Raw genomic sequence first — 23,647 nt, forward strand, 5'->3', positions numbered from 1 at the left:
GTCTTGTGTCCGAAGCCTCGGAACGAAGGAGACACCATGACCGGGAACACCGACGTGGTCGTGATCGGCGGCGGGTACGCCGGCGTCATGGCGGCCAATCGGCTGACCCAGCGCGACGACGTGACCGTGACCCTGATCAACCCGCGACCGGCCTTCGTCGAGCGGATCCGGCTGCACCAGCTGGTGGGCGGGTCGGATGACGCCGTGGTCGAGTTCAAAGACGTGCTGGCCGACCGCGTCCGGCTGGTGGTCGACACCGTGACCCGGATCGACGCGCCGGAGCGCAGCGTGGCGTTGGCCACCGGCGGCGCGATCGGCTACGACTACCTGGTCTACGCGGTGGGCAGTGGCAGCGCCGATCAGGGGGTGCCCGGAGCGGCCGAGTTCGCCTACCCGACCGCCAGCCTGGAGCAGGCGCAGCGGCTGCGGTCCGTCGTCGACGGCGCACCCGCGACGGCCTCGATGACGGTTGTCGGTGGCGGTCCGCTCGGCATCGAGATCGCCTCCGAGCTCGCGGAGCTGGGCCGTACCGTGACCTTGGTCTGCGGTGAGCAGCTCGGCCCGTACCTGCACCCACGGGCTCGACGCTCGGTGGCCAAGGAGTTGTCCAGGCTCGGGGTGACCGTCCTCGAGGGCCCCGGCTCGAAGGTGACCACGGTGACCCGCGATGCTGTCCGGCTCAGCGACGGCCGCCAGCTGCCGAGCGCGGTGACGATCTGGGCCGCCGGGTTCGGCGTTCCGGATCTGGCCGGGCCCAGCGGGCTGACCACCGACGCCGTCGGCCGGCTGCTCACGGACGAGACCCTGACCAGCGTTGACGACGAGCGCATCGTCGCGACCGGAGATGCGGCGACCCCGTCGGGCCTGCCGTTGCGGATGAGCTGCCAGGCCGCGCTCCCGCTGGGCTCGCACGCGGCCGACACGGTGCTCAGCCGGATCGCGGGTGAACAACCTGAGGACTTCACCAAGGGGATCGCCGCCATGTGCGTCAGCTTGGGTCGTCGGGCCGGCGTCTTCCAGCTCTCCCACCGCAACGACATCGCGACCAGGTTCTACATCGGCGGTCGCACGGGCGCGAAGCTCAAGGAAGCCGCTAACACGAGCCCTATCCAGCAGCTGGCGGGAGAGGCACGCAAACCCGGTTCGCACGTCTGGTGGGTCAAGGAATCCAAGCTCTTCCGCGGCGAGGGAATGAGCCGTAAGTGGCGCGAGCAGCGGCTCCAGGCCGAGCGCGGAAAGGCGTTGACCACCCGCTGAACCCGTTGACGAAGGAGCTCGAGCTGTGAGGGAGCACGCCACCGACCAGGCGACCGAGGCTTTCGTCGCCCAGCGCAACCTGCTCTTCACCGTCGCCTACGAGATGCTCGGATCGGCGGCCGATGCCGAGGACGTCCTGCAGGAGACCTGGCTGCGATGGGTGAAGGTCGACCTGGGGGAGGTGCGTGACCAGCGCGCCTACCTGGTCCGCATCACGACCCGGCAGGCGCTCAACCGGCTGCGCACCGTGAAGCGCCGCCGGGAGGCCTACGTCGGCCCGTGGCTGCCGGAGCCGCTGCTGACCGCGCCGGACGTGGCCGAGGACGTCGAGCTCGCCGAGAGCATGTCGATGGCGCTCATGCTCGTCCTGGAGACGCTGACGCCGACCGAGCGGGCCGTCTTCGTGCTGCGCGAGGCCTTCGATGTGGGCTATGACGAGATCGCGGCCGCCCTCGACAAGACACCTGCCGCCGTCCACCAGATCGCCCACCGCGCCCGCCGGCACGTTGACGCCCGCCGCCCCCGCGAAGTGGTCACCGCGAGCCAGACCCAGGCGGCCCTGGATGCGTTCCGGCACGCGCTCGAAGCCGGGGACCTGCAAGGCCTGCTCGAGGTGCTCGCTCCCGAGGTGGTGGCCATCAGCGACGGCGGCGGCGTCAAGCTGGCCCCGCCGCGTCCGATCACCGGCGCCGAGAAGGTGGGCCGCTTCGTCGTCGGCGGCCTCGCGAGGACCGATGCCACGCTCACCGTCGGCCAGACCGTGGTCAACGGCAACCCAGCATTGGTCCTGCGCGTCGACGGCGAGCTGGACGGCGTCCTGGCGGTCCGGGTCGAGAACGCCCGCATCACCGGCCTCTACTTCGTCCGCAACCCGGACAAGCTGACCCGCATCGACTCCGAGACCGCCCTCACCCTGCGATGAACACCGATCGCGGCCCGCTGACAGCCGACATGTCGCCGTCGCCCTGGCCGACGGTGGCCGGAGCGGTCGTGCTGCTCACGGCGGTCCTCAGCGTACTGCTCACCGCGTTCGCCTGGCCGTCGGTGCGGTCGTCGGCGCACGATCTGCCGATCGCCGTCGCCGGGCCGGCCGCCGCGGCCGAGCAGGTCGGCGTCGTCCTCGACGAACGCCTGCCGGACGCCTTCGAGATCACCGAGGTCGCCGACACGGCGGCCGCGGAGCAGTTGATCCGTGACCGGGAGGTGTACGGGGCGATCGACGTCAGCTCCGGCACCCCGCAGGTCGTCATCGCCTCCGCCGCCAGCTCAGCGGTGGCCCAGACCCTCCAGAGCGTCGCGACCGCGCTCGGCCGGGCGGAGACACCAGGCGCCAGCACCGCGGTCGCGACCCGTGACCTTGCCGCCCTGCCGGCCGACGACCCGCGCGGTGCCGGCCTGACCGCCGGCGCCCTCCCGCTGGTCATGGGTGGCCTGCTCGCCGCGGTGCTGCTGACCAGACTCGTCCGCGGCACCGCCCGCCGGGTCACCGGAGCGCTCGCCTTCGCCGCGACCGGCGGTCTGGCCGTGGCAGCGATCCTGCAGTTCTGGCTCGGCTCGCTGGGCGGCTCGTACCCGGCCAACAGCGGCGCCGTCGCCCTCACGATCGCTGCCACCTCCCTGAGCATCCTGGGGCTGGAGTCACTGCTCGGCACCGTCGGCTTCGGTCTGGGCGCCGTCATCATGATGCTCATCGGCAATCCCCTGTCAGGTACCTCGACCGCGCCCGAGATGCTGCCCGGCTGGTCCGGCACCCTGGGCCAGCTGCTGCCGCCGGGGGCGGGCGGCCAGCTGCTGCGCTCCACCGCGTTCTTCGACGGCCGCGCCGCCACCCAGCCCGTCGTCGTCCTGGCCGCCTGGCTCGCGCTCGGAGGAGTGCTGTGCCTGGGCAGCGGCCTGCGGCGTATGACGGGCCGGCAGCGGGCATGATGGCGACATGGACCTGGCTCGTGGCATCGCCGACCATGCGCGGTCGATGGTGGAGCGGTGCGCGCGGGTGCTGGTGGCGATCGACGGGCCCGATGCCGCCGGTAAGACGACGCTCGCGGACGGCGTCGCCGCGTCGTTGGAGGGGCTGGCGGTGCGGGCGTCGATCGACGACTTCCACCGGCCGGCGGTCGAACGGAGAGCACGCGGGCTGACCGCCGAGGCGTACCTCGACGACACGTTCGCTTTTGACGACGTGGAGCTTTTGCTGCAGGCGTTCGCCGGCGGCACGACGTCGGTCGTGACCGGGGTCCTGGACCTTGCGACCGACCGGGTGAGCGTGCGACACGAGACCGTGCCGGAGGCGGCCGTGCTGGTGATGGACGGTGTCTTCCTGCTGCGGCGGGAGCTGCGGCGGTACTGGGACGTGGGCATCCATCTGCATGTACCCGAGGAGGTCACGCTCGAGCGGGCGCTGGTGCGCGACCGTCAGGTGTTCGGGGATGCCGCGCGGGTCGAGGAGCGGTACCGGCGCAAGTACCTGCCCGGTCAGGCGCTCTATCGATCACGGGAGGACCCGTGGGGAGTGGCCGATGTCGTCGCGGACACCAGCGACGTCCGCTCGCCGGTCGTGACGTTCGACCGGATCGGGTTGGCCGGCCGCGGCTGAGCGGACCTCCCTCCTCGTACGAGCCTGCTAGCATCCTCGGCGGCGTGAATCGTTTCAGTCAATCGGTCGAGTCGATGTGATGGAGGCGGCAGGTGCCAGAACATGCGCCCAACGTGGTGATTCTCCTCAATGACCATCAGGCCCACTATCGGCACGGCTGGGACGACGGCCCACGGGTGCGACGCCCGCAGTTCGACCGGCTCCGCGGCGCAGGCGTCACCTTCGAGCGGGCGTACTGCCAGTCGCCGCTGTGCTCGCCGGCGCGGCGCAGCATCGTGAGCGGGCGCTACCCACACAGCCACGGAGAGATCCGCAACGACACCGGCACACCCTTCGACGAGCCCACCCTGTTCTCCGAGCTGGCGGCCGCGGGGTACGCGCAGTACTACTTCGGGAAGTGGCATGCCGGGCCGGGTACCGCCCAGGATCTGGGTGCGGAGGGGTTCTCCTATCCCAGCTACAACAATCCGTACACGAAACCGGAGTACGCGACCTATCTTGCGTCCCGAGGGCTGCCGGAACCGACGATCCAGGTCGAGCGCTCGTTCCATCCTCCGGACTGGGGGGAGCCGCTGGAAGGGCTGTACCGCCAGACCGGTGGCTGGTGCAACGAGCACGCGATCGGTGTCCTGCAGAGCCCGGACGACACCCACGAGGCGTACTTCCTGGCGAACCTGGCCTGCGAGCAGCTGGATCGCCTCGCGGCGGAGGACTCGGAGCGGCCGTTCTCGATGGTCGTCAGCTTCTGGGGGCCACACGCCCCGTACTTCCCGACGCAGCGGTTCCTCGACATGTATCCGCCGGGCGACATCCCGCCGTACGGCAGCGTCCACGACGATCTCGCCGGCCGGACCGAGGTGCACTGGCGCGAGGGCAACCATCCGATGGGAGCGGGCGACCGGCTGGTCCAGCCGAGCGCGCTCTCGTGGCAGGAATGGCAGCGCGTGCTCGCGCACTGCTACGCCCAGAACACGCTCGTCGACGACGCCGCCGGTCGCATCCTCGACCGGCTGGATGCCCTCAGCCTGACCGACCACACACTCGTGGTCTGGCTGGCCGACCACGGGGACGCCATCGCCAGTCACGGTGGACACTTCGACAAGCGCTCCTATCTGACCGAGGAAGTCCTGCGCATACCCTTCGCCTTGCGCTGGCCCGGCGGGGTGGCCGCCGGCCAGACCGTGCGCGACCGGGTCGGTCAGATCGACATCCTGCCCACCGTGCTCGACGCTGCCGGGGCGCCGCCGCCGGCCGGCATCGACGGCGCTTCACTGCTCCCCCTGGTCCGCGGCGAGCAGGGCTGGCGGGACGAAATCGTCTGCGAGACGCACGGGCACGGCGAGAAGATCGTCGGCCGTGCCCTGATCGGTTCGCGGTACAAGTACGTCGCCTACGACGGCATCGGCGAGGAGCTCTACGACCTGGTCACCGACCCGTACGAGCTCCACAACCTCACCGGCTCGCCGGAGCACCACGGTCGCCTCGCCGCCTCCCGCGAGCGTCTACGCGACTGGCGCGCCGCGACCGGCGACCCCACGACCCCGGACGGTGCGCTCAGCGATACGGGTCGTGGGACGGGAGCATGATGGGGTGGTCGTGCTTGACGTTCTTCATCGGCTTGCATCACCTGTCGCGACACGTGCCGGAAGTCTACGCAGAAGCCATATCAGTCACCGCCGACGCAATTCCGATCGTCCGGCGGCGGCCCGACCGCGGGATCAGATCCCCGGAGGCTTGATGAAGAACGTGTATGTAGTGACGCATCCTGAGGCGACGCATCACGTCGAGAGTCTCGTCGGAGGATGGTACGACTCGGATCTCACCGAGCGCGGCGTCGCGCAGGCCGGGGCCATCGCGGAGGCGCTCGCCAGTCGCATGGCTGGACATGCGGTTCGTCCCTCCACCGGAGTTCGGTGAGCGCATGCGACACGACGAGGGGGTCGCGGGCGCGGAGACGCAGTGGGAGCTCGCCGTACGGGCCTACGCGGCGATGGAGCGAGTTCAACGCTCAACCGTGGAGCACCGGATCGTGGTCACCCACGGTGGTACGGCGACCTTCCTGCTGGCGGCCTGGATCGGCATGCCCATCGAGGCCGCTGGCCGGGTGCGGTTCCGCCTGACGTCGGGGTCCATCTCCCTGCTTCGCGAGGACGACTACTTCCACAACCGCCAGATCAGCGAGCTGAACGACGTGCGGCACCTCACTTGATCACGCGGCGTGCTCTCGTGAAGGCCGTCATCCAAGGTGGCGGATGACGGCCTTCACGAGCCCACGCCCCGCAGCTTCGGGGTTTGTGTGACTACCGCGGGGTGAGGCGGATCACCGGGTACTGCCGATCGGACTTGCTCTGGTACTTCTCGTAGCGTGGCTGGGCGGCGGTGATGCGCTGCCATGCCTGTTCCCGCTCGTAGTGGTCGAGCCGGTTCGGCGTCACCTCGATGGGGTCGCGACCGGCCAGCTCGATCGATGCCCGATCGGGGTGCGCCATCAGATTGGCGTGCCAGTCCGGGTGCTGGCTTCCACCGCCGGAGGCGACGATCAGCCAGGCGCCGTCACCGTCGGCGAACCACGAGACGGGCGACTGCCGTGGTTGGCCGCTTCGACGACCGACCGTGTGCAGGATCAGGACGTCCATGCCCCTGAACGTGCCCTCGCCACGTCGAATCTTGCGGTTCATCCGGGCGTTCATCTTCTGCTGCATCCACCGGGAGAACCGGCCGGGCGTGCCCGGCTTGCGCTCCTGGCGGCTGTTCCCGTGCTGGTTCTGCGTCATTCGTGGTCAGCCCCAGGCTCCGGCTACCTGCTTGGTGGTGGCGTTGAGCCGGTTGAACAGGTTGGTCACGCCGACCATGAGGACGATCGCGGCCAGGCCTTTCTCGTCGAAGTGTTCGGCCGCCCGGCCCCAGATCTCGTCGGTCACGGGGTTCGGACGGTCGGCGAGCCGGGTCGCGGCTTCGGCGAGATCGAGGGCCGCGCGCTCGGCGTCGGTGTAGTACGGCGTGTCCCGCCACGCGGCGACCGCGGCAAGCCGATCGTCGTTCACACCCGCCTTCCGGGCGGTCTTCACGCCGCTGTCGACGCACGCGCTGCAGCCGTTGATCTGGCTCACCCGCAGGTGGACGAGCTCGAGCGTCTCCAGTTCGACCCCGCCTTGGTGGGCGGCCTTGAAGATGGCCTGGATCGGCTGCATCGCGTCGGACAGGACGACCGCTGGGTTGGGCATGCGTTGCTGCATTCTTTCGCTCCATCTGTGGTTGGCGTCTGCCTTTGAACTGCTGACGTACCGTGCGACGAAAGGTCACGACAATGCACCGATTCGTCGGTGTCAGAAGCCTCTGCCGAACGAGGCTAGGTGTGGCTCGACGACGGGCGCTTCTCGATTCCGGACAGGTCCGGTCATCGTGTTTTCGCCACGACGTGTCGCTCCCAGGCCGCGCACCGGTTTTGCGTGAGGAGTTGATGAACCGCCGGCGTGTTCAGGAGAATGAGGACGTGCAAACCGACCGTTCGACGCCTACGGAGGTGGTGAGCCCGCAACGCCTCCGTCACCTCGCACTGCTGTGCCGCGTCCGCGACCGCATCGACCGGGAGTACGCGCAGCCGCTGGACATCGAGGCGCTCGCCCGCGGGGTGAACATGTCCGCCCGGCACCTCGGCCGCGAGTTCAAGCTCGCTTACGGTGAGTCCCCGTACAGCTACCTGATGACCCGGCGCATCGAGCGCGCGATGACACTGTTACGTCGGGGCGACCTCAGCGTCACCGAGGTCTGCTTCGCGGTCGGCTGCTCGTCGCTGGGCACCTTCAGCACCCGCTTCACCGAGCTGACCGGCGTTCCGCCCAGCACCTACCGTCGCCAGGTCACCCGCGCGACGCGGGGCATCCCACCGTGTGTGGTCAAGCAGGTGACCAGACCCGTCCGGAATCGAGAAGCACCGGTCAGCAAGCCGCAGCTAGCGTGACCGCCATGGACATCACCATCAACACCAGCTTCCTCCCGCACAACGACCCGGAGGCATCGCTGGCCTTCTACCGCGACACCCTCGGCTTCGAGGTCCGCAACGACGTCGGCGAGGGCGAGATGCGCTGGATCACGGTCGGCCCGGTCGGCCAGACCGACACCTGCATCGTCCTGGAGCCGCCGGCGGCCGACCCCGGCGTCACCGACGACGAGCGCCGCGCCATCGCCGAGATGATGGCCAAGGGCACGTACCGCAAGATCCTGCTGGCCACCGAGGACCTCGACGGCACCTTCGAGCGTCTCCAGGCCAGCGACGTCGACATCGTCCAGGAGCCGATGGAACATGCGTGGGGCGTTCGTGACTGCGCGTTCCGCGATCCCGCGGGCAACCTGATCCGTATCAGCCAGGCCCGATGAGCCGTCCGAAGCCACCGCCCCGCTGGGAGTGACCATGAAGTTCCGAACCCACGTCGAACCTCCAGAACCCATGAGAGGGCTGGAGATTCCCTCGCACGTGGTGGCGGAGCTCGGCGAAGGCAAGCGGGCGAGGGTCGTCATCACCATCAACGGGCACACGTGGAGGAGCCGGGTCGCCATCATGCGCGGCCGCTACCTGCTCGGCCTCAGCAACGCCAATCGGAACGCCGCGGGTGTGGTGACCGGTGACGAGGTCGAGGTCGAGGTGGAACTCGACCCCGACCCGCCAGTGGTCGTGGAGCCCGCGGACTTCGCCCGCGCCCTGGACGACGAGCCGGCCGCCCGCGCCGCCTACGACCGCCTGAGCCACAGCCAGAAGCGCAAGCATGTGCACGCGATCGAGAGCGCGAAGAAGCCCGAGACGCGCGTGCGGCGGATCGGGACGGCGCTGGCCTCGCTCCAGGACGAGTGACGGCGGGGCGGCCCCCTACTGGTTCGGTGCGCTCGCCGCGTCCGCGGGTGCCCGGTGGTAGACCTTGTTGGCGATCCGCCACTCGCCGTCCTGCTCGAGGAGGACGAACATGTCGGTGAAGTGGTCCGGGCCGTGGTGCAACGTCAGGGTCGCGACGGCGATGGTCGACTCCACCCGCACCAGGTCGAGACGACGGCGCCGGGTCGACTCGTCCTCGGCGGGTTGACCGGTGAACCGGTCACAGTACGTGTCGACCGGCCACGAGACGAACTGGCCGTCCCGGATGCCCTCGACGTGTGCCGAGGGTCGGAACGCCCGGCGGAAGTAGGCGGGATCGCCGGTGGCATGGCCGCGTACGTACGCGATCAACGGCTCGAGCACCGGCGCCGGAGCCTGCGCCTCCGGCGCGATCGTCAGCCCGAGCTCGGCCAGCGAGCGATCGCGGTCAACCATGTCGGTGAGCCTTTCCCTGTTCTGATCCCGTCGTACCCGAGGACGTGAGCCCGTAAGAAGGGTGCCGCCGCGGCGGAGCCTATCGCGGCGATCCCGACCAGCGTCCACATGCACCGTGCCGGCGGGTAAATGCTTTGCCGGAGGAAAAGGGCACGGCTAGCGTCGAGCGACATGAGACCGCTCACCGAGAGCGACATCCGCGGGTCGTTCGTCAACTGCTCCAAGGGCGAGGCCAAACGGCTGAACCTTCCTCGAGAACTGGACGAGCAGCCCTGGGAGTACCTCGACTTCCTGGGCTGGCGCGACCCCGGCGCGCCCGACCGGTGCTACGTCGTCGCCGAACGCGACGACGGCTCGCTGGTCGGCATCACCCTGCGGGCGACCCCGAGGACGAACCGCGGGTTCACGACCCGCAGCATGTGCTCGCTGTGCCTGACCGTCCACACGAACGGCGGCGTGGCGCTGATGAGCGCACGCCGGGCCGGTGAGGCCGGCCGCCATGGCAACACTGCCGGCGAGTACCTCTGTGCCGACCTCGCCTGCTCGCTGTACAGCCGAGGCAAGAAGACGCCGATCGTCGGGGCGGAGATCGACGAGACCATCTCCGTGACCGAGAGGGTTGCCCGCGCTCAGCGCAACCTGGCCGGCTTCATCGGCCGCGTGCTGGCGCCCGGAACGCCCGCGGCCGCGAGCCCGGAGCAGTGAGCTTCCCCCCGCATCGGGAAGGGTTCTGTGCCGCCTCGAACTCCCGCTGTCATTGCTGGGTGATCAGTGTGCGTTCCAGGTTGACCAGTGGCCAGTACCGGTCGGAGTAGTTGCTGAGACTGACCGATACCCAGTCCAGAGCTGGATGGAAGTCGAGCATGCAGGACACGCCGATCGAGCTGCCGCCGGAGTGGCCGCAGATACGCCTGTCGTTGAGCGTGGTCACCTCGAACCCGTAACCGTAGAACGAGTTCTGCCGCACCAGGTCCGGCCGCTGGTCGGGGCCCTGGACCGCCTTGCCGTTGGTGGCCAGATCGGCGAACGCGGACGGGAGCAGCGTTCCGTCCTCGTGCAGCGCGCGGATGAACTTCATCAACTCCTCCGCGGTGGAGAACGCGCCGCCTGCCGGGGTCCCGACGAACGGGAAGTCGTCTCTGGTGGTGGAGTCGATGCGTTCGCCGGTCTGCGGATGCGTGGCGTATGGGTGGGCTATGTCGTCGGCGGCAAGGACCTGCGGCCTCGTATAGAAGCCGGTGCGTTCCATGCCGGCCGGGTCGAACACGTGCTCGCGGATGTACTTGTAGTAGTCCTCGTTGCTCGCCGCCCGCACGATCGCGCCGAGGATGTGGAAGCCGGAGTTGCTGTAGCGCCACTCCGTCCCCGGCGTGAACTCCGGCAGGTCCTGCCTCCCGCGAATGACGTCCAGGGTCCCTTCGAACACCTCCTCGACACTGTCCCAGGCCCTCGAATCGGCGCCGTGGTCGCCCATCCCGCCGGTGTGGGTGAGCAGCTGGTGCACGGTGACGGTGTCGGCGACCTCGGCCCGGAAACCGTCCAGATAGGTTCCGACCGTCGCGTGAAGGTCGATCTTGTCCTGTCGCGCCAGCTGCATCACCGCCACGCTGGTGAAGGCCTTGCAGATCGACCCGACGCTGAACAGCGTGTCCATGCGGTTGGGGATGGACTTCGCCTTGTCGGCCATGCCGTAGGCCCGCTCGAGCACCGGCTTGCCGCGGTGGGCCAGGAGCACGGTGCCCGAGAACGTGTCCTCGGCCGCGAATTGTGCGACGGCCTTGTCGTATTCGCCGCCGGGCCGCAGCTCCTTGGGTATGTGTCCCTGTCCGGCGGCCCCGGCACCGGCGACGCCGGGAGCCGCCAGCACGGCGCCGGCCGCGACCGGCGCGGCGCCCAGCATCGCCAGCACCGCGCGCCGCGATGCCATGGATCGTTGACTGTTCATGAGGTCTCCTCCTCGTATACGGCCGTGGCGATCTCACCCAGCGCTTCCATCGCGATGGGCTGGAAGGCCGCTCCTTCTTCGGGTGTTGCGACCACCTTTTCGATGAACGAGCCGAAGGCCACCCGGCGCCCACCCGGCAGATCGATGTACCCCGCCAGCGCGCGGACGCTTCCGCTGGTGGGCGAACCACCACCGGTCTTGGCGTGGACGTGGCCGGCGGCCGGGGAGTTCACCTGGACGTGGGCCAGTGTCCCGTCCACGCCCATGATGGGCAGCCCGTCGTGGTACTCGCGCATATAGGGCCTGCCCGCCATGTGGGTCAGGAACTGGACGAAGTGGTCCGGGGAGTACAGGCCGGTCTCCGAGCCGGGTGGATGCGGGTCCAGACCGGCCTCCGTGAACAGGGTGCTACGCATCTCCTCGTACACCGCCTCCGGGTTGTCGTGCTCGTGTCCGGCGATCGCGCCGACCACGTAGGGCCAGTGCGCGGTGTGCGGGTTCGAGCTCAGCTTGAGCATCACCTTCACCGCTTCCGACAGCGGCGGGGACACGAGCTCGGCCACGAGCTTCTCCGGCCTGCGGTGGTTGGCCATCGCCTTCGGGTCGATGCTCGACGTCGCGTCGGAGGTGGCGCGGATTCCCTTTCCCCGCAGAGCCTCGGCGAAGGCCAGCTCCGCGAACCGCACCGGTCCGGGAACGGCGTAGGGCCGCAGCGTGTGGTAGCCGGCCGACAGCGGGACGCTGCCGGTGAGTCGCACCGTATGAGTGCCATCCTCATGCTCGACGTCGTCGACGAACCGCAGCGGCAGCACCGTCTCCTCCGGTGCGACCGTCGTCACCTCGTTGATGATGTCGACGTAGCCCAGCTGGGGGGTGACCTCCAGCACCGCCGGGGCGCCGACGACGCCGCCCGGCCTGGCGATCACGTCCACGATGTTGTCGTTGATCATCATCGGCGAGACCTGCACGCTGCCGTTGCCGGTCGTCTCCTCGCCCTGGCGGAACAGGGACGCATCCACCAGTACACGGCCCTCGATCCGCCGCACGCCTCGTGCGGCCACCTGGTCGGCCAGGTCGCGCAGCGACTGGATCGGATCACCCGGCACCGGCTCCACGCCCTCACCCCCGTAGGAGTGATCCTGGGCCTTCAGCCAGAGCGAGCCGTCCGGTTGGACGCGACCGCCCAGCAGCAGGTCGCCGCCGGCCACGAGCACCAGATCGCCTTTGAGCACGCCACGCGCGATCGGCCCGGTGCGGTAGACCCTGGTGCGGAAGCGGTGGTCCGGTCCCAGCCTCTCGTGGGCTGTCCCGGAGATGAAGACCTTCATCGTCGAGGCAGGCCTCATCGGGCGGTCCGAGGACAGCGCGAAGATGGGCTCGGACGCGCCCACGTCCTGGTACCGCATCGCCCAGGTGGCGCCGGAGAAGACGGGACGCCCGATGATCTCGCTGATCCTGGCCTCCAGCGTGGGGCTATATGGACTCGTCTCGGTGCGGCTGTCGCTCGCCGCATTCGCGACGCCCGGGGCATTCACCAGACCACTCGCGGCGAATGGAACAGCGGCCATCAGCCCCAGCACCGAACGCCGAGACGGCCCGTTCGCAAAGCGTGGTTCGTCTGTCATGAGGAACTCCTCACTGTCAATGTGAACGAACGTGATCGACGTGCGGATGGTCGCAAGTCAGCGAAGACGTCGGCCGCACAGCGCCGAGCACGGACCGGCGGAACGTGGGTGCCATTCGGACATCGGTACAGCTCCTGTTCGGGGAGTTCGGTCAGGGGCAATGCTGCCGGTCGCCCGTCAGGATCCTGTCAGGATCCTCAGTCGGCAGCGCTTTCTCAGCAGATTCCCAGGGACCCGCGTCCGACTCGTCGTGCCGAGGTCGACGAGCGCCATGCCGGTTCGTTGCGTGAATTCCCCGAATAAATGTTCAGGAATCCGTCACCGCCGCCCCGTTTTGCGCGAACGCCGCGCCGGGATAGTGCTGTCACTTTACCTGTGTGCGGCCGATTCCGAATGGTGTCGACGTACCAACCGCTGGGAGCATTTTGGTGCAGAGAATCGATGCACGCAGAGCGGACGTGCGAGAGCCTGGTCAAACTACCTGGGCGTCCGGGACGGGCGCAGGTACCAGGCGCGGCGAACCAGTGTCGTGGCACAGGGAGTGGGATGAGTACACACGAGGACAACGGCTCGGAGCCCCGCCCCGCGTGGGCCGCGTGGATCGACGGCCGTCTACGCCCAGCTGGCGAGGCGACGGTGCCCGTGTGGGATCGAGCCTTCCTGTACGGCGACGGCTGCTTCGAAGGCATGCGGGTGCGCGATCACCTGTTGTTCCGGGCGCCCGATCATCTGGCCCGCCTCAGCCGGGGCGGTGGACTGGGAGGCCGAACTCGGCGTCGTCATCGGTGCGGCCGCCCGGCACGTTCCTGTCGACGCCGCGCTGGACGTCGTCGCCGGCTACACAGTCGTCAATGACGTGACCGTCCGCGACTGGCAGCACCGCACCCGCGAGTTCCTGTCCGGTAAGACGTTCGAGGCCACGACGCCCGTCGGCCCGACCCTGGTCACTTCCGACGAGCTGCCGCCTGGAGCGTCGGGTCTCGAGATCAGCTGTGCCGTCGACGGGGTCGTCATGCAGCGGTCGACGACATCGGACCTGCTGTTCTCGGTCGCCGAGATCGTGTCCTACATCAGCACGATCACCACACTCCTGCCGGGAGACCTCATCGCGACCGGCACTCCTGGCGGGGTCGGCGCGGGCCGCACACCCGAAGTCTGGCTGCGCCCCGGCAACGAGCTCGTCACGACCGTCGAGGGTGTCGGCCAGCTGCGGAACCGCTGCGTCAAGGAAGAGGTCACGATCGGCCCGGCGTCGGGGAGTCTCACGGTCGGCCCGGGCTAGACCGGGGCCGTCATCCTCGACACCGCTCGTGACGGTGACCGACCTCGCGATAGAGCAGATGACCTGGATGGCGAGCCGCGCTGGCGTCGAGTCGCGCACGGGCGGCTTCCTCTGTTTCATTTATAGCAGAGTTCCGCCGTCCTCATGAGCGCAAAAATTTGCATCTAAGGTGGCCAACCTCAGATCGAGCTGATGAGGTGAACCACCCTGACTACCAGCGCGTTTGATCTTCCCGACCGCCTCGCCGCCAAGGCGGACCCGGCGCTGATCGCCGCCGACGAGCGGCACTTCGTGGACATCGCGGAGAGCCTCGAACAGACGATCGCGGACCTGTCCGGCCGCCTGGACTCCGAGCGCAAGGCGCCCGGCGGCACCGGCCAGGAGGCGATGGACCGCGACCTCGAGATCCACCGGCTGACCGCTCGCCTGCGCACCCTGCGTCGCTTCGGTCTGGACCTGTGCCTCGGGCACATGGTCGCCGCGGACGACGCCGAACCCGTGTACGTCGGGCGGCTCGGCCTCACCGACAGCGCGGGCCGCCGGCTGCTGCTGGACTGGCGCGCTCCCGCGGCCGAGCCGTTCTTCGGGGCGACCCACGCCAATCCCATGGGTCTGACGAGCCGTCGCAGGTATCGCTGGACCCGCGGCCGGATCAGCGACTACTGGGACGAGGTGTTCACCGCCGACGGGCTTGCCGACGACGCCGCGCGCGTCGCCCTCGATGACCAGTCCGCCTTCATCGCCAGCCTGAGCGCCAACAGGTCGGCCCGGATGCGAGACGTGCTCGGCACCATCCAGGCCGACCAGGACGCCATCATCCGCGCGGGATCGCGCGGCGCCCTCGTCGTCGACGGCGGTCCGGGGACGGGGAAGACCGTCGTCGCCCTGCACCGTTCTGCCTATCTCCTCTACGCCGACCCTCGCCTCGAGCGCCGGCGGGGCGGCGTGCTGTTCGTCGGCCCGCACCAGCCCTACCTGGCCTACGTCGCCGACATCCTCCCCGGCCTCGGCGAAGAGGGCGTGCAGACCTGCACGTTGCGCGACCTCGTCGCCGAGGGAGCGTCGGCCGCGGCCGAGGCCGACCCGGAGGTCGCCCGCTTGAAGTCGTCCGCGGACATGGTGAAGGCGATCGAGAAGGCCGTCAGGTTCTACGAGGAGCCGCCGTCGGCGGGTATGACGGTCACCACCCACTGGGACGACATCTGGCTGAGCGCCGACGACTGGGCCGAGGCGTTCGACGCACCTGACCCCGGCACCCAGCACAACGAGGCACGCGACCGGATCTGGGACGAACTGGGCACGATCCTGCTGGACAAGCAGGGCGGCGACGTCTCCGCCGAGCCGTTCCGCAAGTCGCTGCTGCAGAACACGGAGCTGCTCACGACCTTCAACAGGGCGTGGCCGCTGCTCGAAGCGACCGACCTCGTCGGCGACCTCTGGTCGGTGCCCGCCTATCTGCGGATGTGCGCGCCCTGGCTGAGTCCCGACGACGTCCGGACGCTGCAGCGCGGCGACGCCCAGGCCTGGACGGTGTCGGACCTGCCGCTCCTCGACGCGGCACGGCAGCGGCTCGGCGATCCGGAGGTGTCACGGCGGCGTCGCCGCCGCCAGGCCGCCGTCGCGGCTGAGCGCGAGGAAATGCGCAGGGTCGTCGACCACCTGATCGCCACGGACGACTCCGAGATGATGGTGATGTCGATGCTGCGCGGGGAGGACCTGCAGAGCACCCTGGTGGACGAGACCGCGCTGCCCGGCGCCGATCCGGACCTGCTCGCCGGCCCGTTCGCGCACATCGTCGTCGACGAGGCTCAGGAACTGACCGACGCGGAGTGGCAGATGGTGCTGCTCCGGTGCCCGTCCCGCAGCCTCACCATCGTCGGCGATCGCGCCCAGGCCAGGCACGGGTTCACGGAGTCGTGGCAGGAACGGCTCGATCGGATCGGGCTCGACCGGATCAGCCTGGCACCGCTGAGCATCAACTACCGGACCCCGGAGGAGGTCATGGACGAGGCCGAGCCGGTCATCCGGGCCGTGCTCCCGGACGCCAACGTGCCGACCTCCATCCGCAGCGGCGGCGTCCCCGTCCACCACGGAGCCGTCTCGGAGCTGGGCTCGATCCTCGACACCTGGCTCGCCGAGCATGCCGAGGGGATCGCCTGCGTCATCGGAGATCCCACGTTCCAGGCGACGCCCCGCGTCCGGTCACTGACCCCGGAGCTGTCGAAGGGGCTCGAGTTCGACCTGGTCGTCCTCGTCGACCCCGAGTCGTTCGGCACGGGCATCGAGGGAGCGGTCGACCGCTATGTCGCGATGACCCGAGCGACCCAGCGACTCGTCATCCTCACGGCGCACCCGGCATTACGAGTTGATGAGCTGCGACACCCGGCCGCGAGAGACACCGAGGATGGTCGCCGTGTCTGACACGGATAGGCCCTTCTCCCGCAGGCCGAGAGCCACCTTCCGAGCGCGACGAGCAGCGGCCTGCTGAGCCACAGCGGCCGCGATGGTCTCCCGCTTGGACTCCTCGACCTCGTCCAGCAGTGAGCCGATCTCGGGAATGATCACGATCTCTGCGTCGACCTCATCCAAGTCGTGCACGGTGGCCACATAGTCGCGGACAGCCTGCTCAGCGCTGGCCAGTGTGCGCGCCTGGGTGACGCCCTCGTCGGGAATGTGCAGCTCCCAACCGTGATCCCAGCGCTTCGCGGTGACGTTGTAGGACGTGCTCACTGCAACCACCCCTTCGGCAGGCACAACAGCTTCTTGATCGTGTCGGCGACGACGCCTGGCGAGACCATCCCAGACTTCGTCACCACGGCGATATGCTGGCCGCACGGGCAGTACCACTTCTCGTGGTCGCCCTTGCCCGGTTTCGAGCTGCACCCTTGAGCCGTGAGGGCCGCCGCCACGTCGCGGTACTTCATGGCCTTCGCCACAAGAGTAGTTTACCCCGGCTAAACTGGCGATGGCAAGGGGGGCTATACAGTACGCGATGGTCAGGCCGGCAGGGTCGGCCGGCCGAAGTAGGCCTGGCTCTCGTTCCAGGCCTCGACCAGACCGGCGTGGCGGATGAGGTCCTCCCATGGCAGGAGGACGTCGTGCTTGTCGATCATCGTGTCGAGCGCCGCTCGCAGGCCGTCGCGGACGTCGGCATGGGAGGGATCGTCGACCAGATTCGACAGCTGGTAGGGGTCCGCGAGGTTGTCGTACAGGAGATATCCGTCGTCGATCGCGGACCGTGCGAACGTATGGCGGCGGGTGCGGATCGCTCGCCACTCGCGGTCGCCACGGTCCGCGGCCTGGTGACACGGGATGAGGCTGGTGAGGTAGCACGCCTCCAGGCCGCCCGCGTCGGGGTCGAGCAGCACCTGATGCAGGTCGGAGCCGTCGGTGGGGGAGGAGAACCGGAGGCCCATGAGGCTGAGGAGGGTCACCGGCAGGTCGATCTGGCCGATCAGCTCGGCCGTCACTCCGGTGCGCACCACCCGGGGCCATGACACCAGGAGCGGGATGTTGACCGCTTCCTCGTACGGCAGCTGCTTGTTGGTGAGTCCTTGGCTGCCCATCATGTCGCCGTGGTCGCTCGTGTAGACGATGATCGTGTCGTCGAGCTGCCCCGTGCTCTCGAGCGCGGCGATCAGGCGGCCGAACTGCTCGTCCAGCGCCGAGATGTGTGCGTAGTAGCCCGCCAGGTTGCGCGTCACGTCGTCGCGCGTCCACCGTGACGACTGGGTGTGCCTGATCGTCTCCGGGACGTTGGCACGCAGCGGGAGGGAGCGGCCGTCGTAGCGGTCGAGGTACGGCGCCGGCGCGGTGCGGTAGGGGTCGTGCGGCGGCCCCCAGGAGAGGAAGAGCGCCCACGGGTCGTCGTGGTGACGGTTCATGAAGTCGATCGCCAGCTCGGTCTGCCCCACGGGTTCGTAGCCGTCCAGCCGGTTCAGCACGTCGGCCTCGTCGTAGTACGCGGCGTCGTCGTACTCGTGGCTGCAGTTGTAGGCCTTCCACTCTTGGAACCCCAGCCGCGCGGCTTGCGGTACCGGCTTGTCGCGCGGGACGCCGGCAAGGTGCCACTTGCCGATGTATCCGGTGCGATAGCCGGCGCCGCCGAGGACACCGGCGATGCTCTCGACACCCGTGTCGATGGGCAGATCGTTGGCGGCGGCCCGGTGCCGGAGGCCGAGGTTTCCGGTGAGCATGGCGGCTCGCGCGGGCACGCACAGCGGGGTGTTGGAGATGCAGTTCTCGAACCGGAGCGCCCGAGTGGAGAACTGGTCGAAGTACGGCGACCACACCTCGGCGTTGCCATAGCACCCCAGGTCGTACGAGCGATGCTGGTCACCGAACACGAACAGCAGGTTGGGCTTCGCCACGTGCCTACTCCTCGATCTCGATCACCCGGCCGAGGGGCGGGTGGGCCAACGGGTTGCGGTAGTAGCTGTTGAGGACCAGTGCGCCGGAGGCTCGTGAGAGTGCGCTCCTGCCGAAGACGCTGGGGCGGATGATGTCCGCGACGTCGGGAGCGGTGTGCGTGGTGGAGGCGGCCCGCTGACGCAGGTCGTCGAGATACTCCAGTCCGTTGAGGATGGAACCTCCGAGGAGGATGAGCTCGGGGTTGAGGAGGTCGGCGAGCTGACCGACCGCGTTGCCCACGTATCGCGCCCGGTTGCGCAGCACCCGGGCGGCGACGTCGTCACCGCCCTCGGCCGCTTCGGCGAGGTCCCGGATGGACGTGACCGTCGTCGGGACGCCGGCTTGGTGTGCGAGCCGAAGCGTCGTCTCGTCGCTGACGGCGACGTGCAGGCAGTCGCGGCGCCCGCAGAAGCACTGTGTCTTCGTCCGCACCCGGACCGACAGGTGGTCGACGGCCCCGGCCGCGGAGCTGGCGCCGTCGTAGATCTTGCCGTCGATGAAGAGCGCGGACCCGACCAGGGCGCCGATGGACACGTAGATGAAGTTCCGCACCCCCTTGGCCGCTCCCAGCCAGGACTCGAGGAGCGCCATGGCGCGAGCGTTGCTGTTCAGGACGACGGGGAGGCCGAGGCGCTCCTCGAGTCCGTCTCGCAGCGGCGCGCCGACCCAGTGTGGTTGGACGTGGTCGAGGACGACGCCTTGGTCGGTGTCGACCCAGCCGCCGATGCTGGTGCCGACGCCGAGGATCGGTCCGGTGGGGGAGACCGCGTCCATCAGCTCTCGGGCGGCGTCCGCGGTCTGCCGGACCAGCCCGTCCACCGAGGTGCCGACCTGCTCGATCTCCGTCTCGGCGATGAGGTGCCCCGACAGGTCGATGAGACCGACACTGGTGTGCGTGCCGCCGATGAAGATGCCGAGGACGGAGAGGCCGTCGGGATCGATGACGACGGGGACCTTCGGACGTCCGCGGTCTCGGCCCTCACTCGGCGGCTGCACCTCCTTGACCAGGCCAGCCTTCAGCAGTGACGTGACGATGCTGGTGATCGCCGTCGGCGTCAGGCCGACCCGGCGAGCGATGTCGACCCGCGAGATCGGCCCGTCGGTCAAGATCGTTCGCAGCACGACGGAGTAGTTCCGTCTGCGAAGCGTGGTGCCCTGCCATGAGCGCGGCGCGGCGGGAGACGTGCTCGGCTGGCTCAGGTCGACACCCCGTTGCGAGGCACCAGCAGGCGTGCTCACAAGGGCCTCCTGAGGCGAATGGTTGACAGCTATATGGCTGTATTTTAAAGTCAGTTCACTTAATTATGCCACAGTATCAGGCAGCGTCCAGGAGGTGGCAGTGAGCAGAGTTTCAGCCGCCGCAGGCGCGGGCCGCTCAGCACCGGCGGACCAGCGAGGCTGGCGGCGACGTGAGAACGCATCGGCATTCGCGATGTTGGTGCCGTCGCTGCTGCCGTACATCGCGTTCGCGCTGATTCCGGTCGGATGGCTGGTGTACTACAGCTTCTTCCGGTGGAACGGCTTCACCGAACCCACGTACGTCGGCCTGGGAAACTATCGGCGGGTCGCCCGCGACGGCGAGTGGTGGGAGTCGGTGGTCACCACTTTGCAGTTCACCGGCGGGCGGTTGGTGCTGGAGATCCCGCTCGCCCTGGCCCTGGCGTACGTGTTCTTCCGCGGGGTACGGGCCGGCACGCTGCTGCGGACGGTCTACTTCCTGCCGTACGTGCTGTCACCGGCGATCATCGGGATCATCTTCGGGTTCCTGTTCCGCGAGGTGGGCGGGCAGTTCAACCAGATCCTGCAAGGGCTGTCGCTGATCGACGAGCCGATCAAGTTCCTCGGCGACGCGACCAACGCGCTGCTCAGTCTGATCAGCGTGGGGGTGTGGGCGCACGTCGGCATCAACATGCTGCTCTTCTTTGCCGGCATGATCACCATTCCCCGGGAGCTGACCGAGAGCGCGGCCGTCGAAGGTGCCGGGGAGTGGAAGACCTTCCGGTACGTGGTGCTGCCGCTGCTGATGCCGGTGGCACGCGTGGTGATCCTAATCTCGATCATCGGCATCCTGCGGTCGTTCGATCTGGTGAAGACACTGACCGACGGCGGGCCCACCGGTGCGACGGACGTCATGTTCACCTACATCTACCGGTTCTTCTTCGAGCCGGAGACCGTCCCCCAGATCGGTTACGCGGCGGCGCTGGGAGTCACGGCGAGTGTGGTCGTCGGCATCGTGTCCGTCGCCTACCTGAGGGTGGTCCGGAGGAATGAGCCATGAGCGCGGCTATCGGGTTCCGTGAAGGCGAACGAGTCGCGGCGCCGCCACCTGCGCCGCCGCGTCGGTTGCGGCGACTCGGGGCCGCCGCATGGCTCCGCCGCGGCCTGCTCGCAGTCCTGCTCGTCGGTCTCGCGGCGTTCATGCTGGTGCCGCTGGTGTTCGGGTTCTTCGCCTCGGTGTCCCCACTGCGGCAGATCGTCAGCAGCGATCCGGGACTGCTGCCCGACAGTTGGGACTGGTCGAACTACACCGACGCCTGGACACGAGCGAACTTCGCCCGGTACTTCGTCAACAGCGTCATCGTCACGTTCATCGTCGTCGTCTTCGACACCTTGGCGTCGAGCATGACCGGTTACGTGCTGGCGCGGAAACACCTTCCCGGCCAGCGGGTTCTCGAGACCGTCTTCATGGTGACGTTGTTCATCGGGCTCACGACGGCAATGCTCTACCCGCAGTATCAGATCGCCCGGTCGTTGGGCATCGCGAACCTGCTCGGGGTCTCGATGGTCGAGTACGCCGGCATCATGATCATCCACGTGTACCTGATCAAAGCGTTCGTCCAAGGACTCGGGACCGAGGTCGAGGACGCCGCTCGCGTCGACGGCTGCGGATTCTTCGGCACCTACCGGCGGATCGCCCTCCCGTTGATGGCACCCATCCTCATCACCACCATCGTGCTCGGCTTCCAGGCGTCGTGGAACAACTATCAGGTGCCGCTGGTGTTCTCGCTCGCCGAGCCCGACCTGCGCACGCTGATCGTCGGCGTGTCGGCGCTGCAGTACGACGCCGTCGAGGGCATGTCCGCCTACAACACCGTCCTCGCCGGAGCCAGCATGGCGCTCATCCCGATCGTCGTCGTGTTCATCGTCCTGCAGCGGTTCTTCGTCCGTGGCTGGACGGAAGGGGCGGTGAAGGGATGACACACCTGCTCGCCGTCGACGGCCCGCTCTACCGCGTCCTCGCGACCTGGACGGCGTTCGTGCGTGCGAGCGCCGTCTGGCTGCTGCTGTGCCTGCCCGTCGTCACTGCTCCGGCGGCGACGGTCGTCCTGCTTCGCACGATGCGCTCGATCGTCTCCGGTGCGCCGGCGATGAGCGTGCGCGAGTGCTGGCACGCGACCGTGCGGGCCCTCTTCCCGGCGCTCCGGCTCGCCGCGGTCCTGACCGCGGGGTCGTTCGTGGTGGTCACCGCGGTGATCGGACCGTCGCCGGGCGGCGAATGGGACGGTGTCCTGCCGTTGGTGATCATTCCGGTCGCCGCGATGTGGGCCCTGGCGAGCACCTGGTCGTTCGCCGTCCTCGAGGAGCGGGAGGACGGGGCGTGGAACGCGCTGCGCTACGCGTACCTGCGGGTCGTCCGGCGGCCCGATCTCGCGGTCGGCGCCGTGCTCGGCACCACCACGGTGCTGGTCATCGGGGTCGCCGTGCCGTCCGGCGTCTGGATCCCGTACTGGCTCACCGCACCAGCCCTGTGCGCACTCATCGTCACCATCACCAGCCGACGTGCGGGCGTCTCCGCACGGGCAACCAACGCCGTCCCCATCGAGGAGGACCACCATGGCTAGCGCACGATTCACCCGTCGCACGTTCCTGGAACGCGCCGCCGCGGCAGCCGCGTTGGGCGCCGGAGGCCCGGTCCTCCTGTCCGGCTGCGGCGACGACGGCGACGACGACACCGGTAGCGGCGGCGTTCGCACCGTCGTCGTCTGGGACCGCGCCGGAGCGGAGGCGACCGCACGCCAGGAGTTCTTCACCGCGTGGAACGAGGACCAGGGAGCCGAGCTCGGCATCACGGTGCAGTACGAGCCACAGGCCACGGAGAAGTACGAGGAGATCGTCCGCACTGCGTTCCAGACCCAGCGCGGGCCGGACATCTTCCACGGGCCGAGCTCGATCCTCGGCCAGTTCGTGGCGGCCGGCTGGATCCAACCGCTCAGCGGCCTGATCAACGACGACGTCCTCTCGAACGCCGACGCGTACCTCCAGGACAGCAGCGAGCTGGTGTGGGGCGGCGAGCCCTACGGGGTGCCGACGACCACCTTCACCATCCGGAACTGCCTCAACCGCGGCCTGTTCCAAGCCGCGGGGCTCGATCCGGACGATCCGCCGACGACGTTCTCCGCGGTGCTCGACGCCGCTCGGAGGATCACGGCCGCCGGCGGTGGCACCGCGTTCGGCATTGCCCTGCCCACCGCCTGGGTGGGTTTCCAGGCCTGGATCGTCGACACACCGATCCTCGCCGCGAACCCGGAGCTCACCCAGCTCGGCCTGTTCAACGTCGACACCGGTGAGTTCGAGAGCGAGAAGTACGAACCCGTCATCGACCTCTACCGGACGTTGATCGCGGAGGGGATCGCGTATCCGGGTGCGGAGACGCTGAACAGCGACACCGTGCTCGGTGCCTTCGCCGAGGGCAACATCGGGATGTACATCGGCAGCGGCAGCATCGTGGGCGGGATGCAGAACCTCGGGTCGCAGATCGACTTCGGCATCGGGCCGATCCCGGTGCCGGACGACCAGACACAGCAGCAGTCGCCGATGAACGCCGGCTTCCCGTACTCGATCTCGTCCACCATCGAGGACGAGGAGTCGGTCGCGGCCGTTTTCGAAGTGCTGGTCGGAGCCGAGATGCAGCAGGCGCTGGCCGATGGAGGCCTGCCCCCGCTGAGCGCCGAGGCGTGGGACTCCGACAGCGCCATGAGCAACGACTGGCTGCAGCTGTTCCGTCCCACCGATCTCGACACGCAATGGCCGAAGAAGCCCGGCTCGGTCGTCGCCGTCGAGGGTGAGAACGTGACGAAGACGGTCACCAAGCTCATCTTCGATCCGTCGCAGGACGCCGCGTCGACGCTGGCGGACCTCGCGGAGCGGTATCAGCAGGCGTTCGAGACCGGCGTGGACAACGGAGAGATCGACCCCGAGGAGTTCCGTGCGTGAGACGCGGTGCGTGCCGCAC

24 protein-coding genes and 1 pseudogene are annotated in these 23,647 nt (G+C 68.7%); 16 read left to right on the plus strand and 9 right to left on the minus strand.

Annotation, left to right across the window (positions count from 1 at the left end):
- Positions 1-36 precede the first annotated feature (36 nt).
- From E1269_RS03905 to E1269_RS34150, 6 genes and pseudogenes are all read left to right on the plus strand, one after another.
- Positions 37-1,257: an NAD(P)/FAD-dependent oxidoreductase gene (locus tag E1269_RS03905; RefSeq protein WP_131891483.1), complete on the plus strand. Its 1,221-nt coding sequence runs from the start codon at positions 37-39 to the stop codon at positions 1,255-1,257.
- A 25-nt stretch (positions 1,258-1,282) separates the two neighbouring features.
- Positions 1,283-2,179, plus strand: a complete 897-nt coding sequence (locus E1269_RS03910; protein WP_131891486.1) for an RNA polymerase sigma-70 factor — start codon at positions 1,283-1,285, stop codon at positions 2,177-2,179.
- The gene (locus E1269_RS03915; protein ID WP_131891489.1) at positions 2,176-3,183 is read left to right on the plus strand and encodes an ABC transporter permease; all 1,008 of its coding nucleotides are present in this window, start codon (positions 2,176-2,178) and stop codon (positions 3,181-3,183) included. The genes E1269_RS03910 and E1269_RS03915 overlap by 4 nt, the downstream gene beginning before the upstream one ends.
- 7 nt (positions 3,184-3,190) lie before the next feature.
- Positions 3,191-3,850 (plus strand): nucleoside/nucleotide kinase family protein, encoded by a 660-nt coding sequence (locus E1269_RS03920; RefSeq protein ID WP_131891492.1) that lies wholly within the window; start codon positions 3,191-3,193, stop codon positions 3,848-3,850.
- Positions 3,851-3,942: 92 nt separating this feature from the next.
- On the plus strand, positions 3,943-5,436 hold the full coding sequence (locus E1269_RS03925; protein WP_131891495.1) for a sulfatase-like hydrolase/transferase: 1,494 nt from the start codon (positions 3,943-3,945) through the stop codon (positions 5,434-5,436).
- Positions 5,437-5,587: 151 nt separating this feature from the next.
- Positions 5,588-6,059, plus strand: a pseudogene (locus E1269_RS34150) (histidine phosphatase family protein).
- A 91-nt stretch (positions 6,060-6,150) separates the two neighbouring features.
- Here E1269_RS34150 and E1269_RS03935 read toward each other — a convergent pair.
- Entirely contained in the window at positions 6,151-6,624 is a 474-nt protein-coding gene (locus tag E1269_RS03935; RefSeq protein WP_131891498.1) for a nitroreductase family deazaflavin-dependent oxidoreductase, read from the minus strand.
- A 6-nt stretch (positions 6,625-6,630) separates the two neighbouring features.
- Positions 6,631-7,086 (minus strand): carboxymuconolactone decarboxylase family protein, encoded by a 456-nt coding sequence (locus E1269_RS03940; protein ID WP_131891501.1) that lies wholly within the window; start codon positions 7,084-7,086, stop codon positions 6,631-6,633.
- Between the two features lie 290 nt (positions 7,087-7,376).
- Here E1269_RS03940 and E1269_RS03945 point away from each other — a divergent pair, with 290 nt between their 5' ends.
- From E1269_RS03945 to E1269_RS03955, 3 genes are read left to right on the plus strand one after another with little or no spacing between them, the layout of a single operon-like run.
- Positions 7,377-7,811, plus strand: coding sequence for a helix-turn-helix transcriptional regulator (locus E1269_RS03945; RefSeq protein WP_239000759.1), 435 nt, complete (start codon positions 7,377-7,379; stop codon positions 7,809-7,811).
- Between the two features lie 5 nt (positions 7,812-7,816).
- Entirely contained in the window at positions 7,817-8,227 is a 411-nt protein-coding gene (locus E1269_RS03950; RefSeq protein ID WP_131891507.1) for a VOC family protein, read from the plus strand.
- A 34-nt stretch (positions 8,228-8,261) separates the two neighbouring features.
- Positions 8,262-8,699: a YdeI/OmpD-associated family protein gene (locus E1269_RS03955; RefSeq protein WP_131891510.1), complete on the plus strand. Its 438-nt coding sequence runs from the start codon at positions 8,262-8,264 to the stop codon at positions 8,697-8,699.
- Between the two features lie 15 nt (positions 8,700-8,714).
- On the opposite strand, the gene E1269_RS03960 is transcribed toward E1269_RS03955, so the two are convergent.
- Positions 8,715-9,152: a nuclear transport factor 2 family protein gene (locus E1269_RS03960; RefSeq protein ID WP_131891512.1), complete on the minus strand. Its 438-nt coding sequence runs from the start codon at positions 9,150-9,152 to the stop codon at positions 8,715-8,717.
- A gap of 171 nt (positions 9,153-9,323) precedes the next feature.
- Here E1269_RS03960 and E1269_RS03965 point away from each other — a divergent pair, with 171 nt between their 5' ends.
- Positions 9,324-9,857 carry an FBP domain-containing protein gene (locus E1269_RS03965; protein ID WP_131891515.1) on the plus strand — a complete coding sequence of 178 codons (534 nt, stop codon included), beginning with the start codon at positions 9,324-9,326 and terminating at the stop codon, positions 9,855-9,857.
- 49 nt (positions 9,858-9,906) lie between these two features.
- Here the strand turns inward: E1269_RS03965 and E1269_RS03970 are convergent, their stop codons facing one another.
- Positions 9,907-11,097 (minus strand): serine hydrolase domain-containing protein, encoded by a 1,191-nt coding sequence (locus E1269_RS03970; protein ID WP_131891517.1) that lies wholly within the window; start codon positions 11,095-11,097, stop codon positions 9,907-9,909.
- On the minus strand, positions 11,094-12,665 hold the full coding sequence (gene dacB, locus E1269_RS03975) for a D-alanyl-D-alanine carboxypeptidase/D-alanyl-D-alanine endopeptidase (protein ID WP_162606227.1): 1,572 nt from the start codon (positions 12,663-12,665) through the stop codon (positions 11,094-11,096). Before dacB ends, E1269_RS03970 begins: the two co-directional genes overlap by 4 nt.
- Before the next feature lie 781 nt (positions 12,666-13,446).
- Between dacB and E1269_RS03980 the strand changes: the two genes are divergently transcribed.
- Complete coding sequence (locus E1269_RS03980) at positions 13,447-14,004, plus strand: fumarylacetoacetate hydrolase family protein (RefSeq protein WP_338033552.1); 558 nt, start codon at positions 13,447-13,449, stop codon at positions 14,002-14,004.
- 207 nt (positions 14,005-14,211) lie between these two features.
- Positions 14,212-16,425 carry an RNA polymerase recycling motor ATPase HelR gene (helR, locus tag E1269_RS03985; RefSeq protein ID WP_275263894.1) on the plus strand — a complete coding sequence of 738 codons (2,214 nt, stop codon included), beginning with the start codon at positions 14,212-14,214 and terminating at the stop codon, positions 16,423-16,425.
- On the opposite strand, the gene E1269_RS03990 is transcribed toward helR, so the two are convergent.
- The 4 genes from E1269_RS03990 to E1269_RS04005 form a co-directional block, all read right to left on the minus strand.
- On the minus strand, positions 16,363-16,734 hold the full coding sequence (locus tag E1269_RS03990) for an antitoxin HicB (RefSeq protein WP_131891525.1): 372 nt from the start codon (positions 16,732-16,734) through the stop codon (positions 16,363-16,365). The genes helR and E1269_RS03990 overlap by 63 nt on opposite strands.
- Positions 16,731-16,928, minus strand: a complete 198-nt coding sequence (locus tag E1269_RS03995; protein WP_131891528.1) for a type II toxin-antitoxin system HicA family toxin — start codon at positions 16,926-16,928, stop codon at positions 16,731-16,733. The genes E1269_RS03990 and E1269_RS03995 overlap by 4 nt, the downstream gene beginning before the upstream one ends.
- Positions 16,929-17,000: 72 nt before the next feature.
- Complete coding sequence (locus E1269_RS04000) at positions 17,001-18,374, minus strand: sulfatase family protein (protein WP_131891531.1); 1,374 nt, start codon at positions 18,372-18,374, stop codon at positions 17,001-17,003.
- Positions 18,375-18,378: 4 nt separating this feature from the next.
- Positions 18,379-19,653 carry an ROK family transcriptional regulator gene (locus E1269_RS04005; protein WP_131891533.1) on the minus strand — a complete coding sequence of 425 codons (1,275 nt, stop codon included), beginning with the start codon at positions 19,651-19,653 and terminating at the stop codon, positions 18,379-18,381.
- 193 nt (positions 19,654-19,846) lie between these two features.
- Between E1269_RS04005 and E1269_RS04010 the strand changes: the two genes are divergently transcribed.
- From E1269_RS04010 to E1269_RS04025, 4 genes are read left to right on the plus strand one after another with little or no spacing between them, the layout of a single operon-like run.
- Entirely contained in the window at positions 19,847-20,692 is an 846-nt protein-coding gene (locus E1269_RS04010) for a carbohydrate ABC transporter permease (RefSeq protein ID WP_131891536.1), read from the plus strand.
- A complete protein-coding gene (locus tag E1269_RS04015; protein WP_131891539.1) occupies positions 20,689-21,612 on the plus strand; it encodes a carbohydrate ABC transporter permease in 924 nt (307 codons plus the stop codon). Before E1269_RS04010 ends, E1269_RS04015 begins: the two co-directional genes overlap by 4 nt.
- On the plus strand, positions 21,609-22,256 hold the full coding sequence (locus E1269_RS04020) for a YesL family protein (RefSeq protein ID WP_131891542.1): 648 nt from the start codon (positions 21,609-21,611) through the stop codon (positions 22,254-22,256). The genes E1269_RS04015 and E1269_RS04020 overlap by 4 nt, the downstream gene beginning before the upstream one ends.
- Positions 22,249-23,628: an ABC transporter substrate-binding protein gene (locus E1269_RS04025; protein ID WP_131891545.1), complete on the plus strand. Its 1,380-nt coding sequence runs from the start codon at positions 22,249-22,251 to the stop codon at positions 23,626-23,628. Before E1269_RS04020 ends, E1269_RS04025 begins: the two co-directional genes overlap by 8 nt.
- The last annotated feature ends 19 nt before the right edge of the window (positions 23,629-23,647 follow it).

This window comes from Jiangella asiatica, from assembly GCF_004349065.1.
GTDB lineage: Bacteria > Actinomycetota > Actinomycetes > Jiangellales > Jiangellaceae > Jiangella > Jiangella asiatica.

Bases quoted from the DNA above. Each gene is read 5' to 3' on its own strand.
- E1269_RS04020 (WP_131891542.1), top strand. From the start codon at position 21,609: ATGACACACCTGCTCGCCGTCGACGGCCCGCTCTACCGCGTCCTCGCG.
- E1269_RS04010 (WP_131891536.1), top strand. From the start codon at position 19,847: ATGTTGGTGCCGTCGCTGCTGCCGTACATCGCGTTCGCGCTGATTCCG.
- E1269_RS03905 (WP_131891483.1), top strand. From the start codon at position 37: ATGACCGGGAACACCGACGTGGTCGTGATCGGCGGCGGGTACGCCGGC.
- E1269_RS03965 (WP_131891515.1), top strand. From the start codon at position 9,324: ATGAGACCGCTCACCGAGAGCGACATCCGCGGGTCGTTCGTCAACTGC.
- E1269_RS03955 (WP_131891510.1), top strand. From the start codon at position 8,262: ATGAAGTTCCGAACCCACGTCGAACCTCCAGAACCCATGAGAGGGCTG.
- E1269_RS03920 (WP_131891492.1), top strand. From the start codon at position 3,191: ATGGACCTGGCTCGTGGCATCGCCGACCATGCGCGGTCGATGGTGGAG.
- E1269_RS03915 (WP_131891489.1), top strand. From the start codon at position 2,176: ATGAACACCGATCGCGGCCCGCTGACAGCCGACATGTCGCCGTCGCCC.
- E1269_RS04015 (WP_131891539.1), top strand. From the start codon at position 20,689: ATGAGCGCGGCTATCGGGTTCCGTGAAGGCGAACGAGTCGCGGCGCCG.
- E1269_RS03950 (WP_131891507.1), top strand. From the start codon at position 7,817: ATGGACATCACCATCAACACCAGCTTCCTCCCGCACAACGACCCGGAG.
- E1269_RS04025 (WP_131891545.1), top strand. From the start codon at position 22,249: ATGGCTAGCGCACGATTCACCCGTCGCACGTTCCTGGAACGCGCCGCC.
- dacB (WP_162606227.1), bottom strand. From the start codon at position 12,665: ATGGCCGCTGTTCCATTCGCCGCGAGTGGTCTGGTGAATGCCCCGGGC.
- E1269_RS03940 (WP_131891501.1), bottom strand. From the start codon at position 7,086: ATGCAGCAACGCATGCCCAACCCAGCGGTCGTCCTGTCCGACGCGATG.
- E1269_RS03970 (WP_131891517.1), bottom strand. From the start codon at position 11,097: ATGAACAGTCAACGATCCATGGCATCGCGGCGCGCGGTGCTGGCGATG.
- E1269_RS03935 (WP_131891498.1), bottom strand. From the start codon at position 6,624: ATGACGCAGAACCAGCACGGGAACAGCCGCCAGGAGCGCAAGCCGGGC.
- E1269_RS03960 (WP_131891512.1), bottom strand. From the start codon at position 9,152: ATGGTTGACCGCGATCGCTCGCTGGCCGAGCTCGGGCTGACGATCGCG.
- E1269_RS03995 (WP_131891528.1), bottom strand. From the start codon at position 16,928: ATGAAGTACCGCGACGTGGCGGCGGCCCTCACGGCTCAAGGGTGCAGC.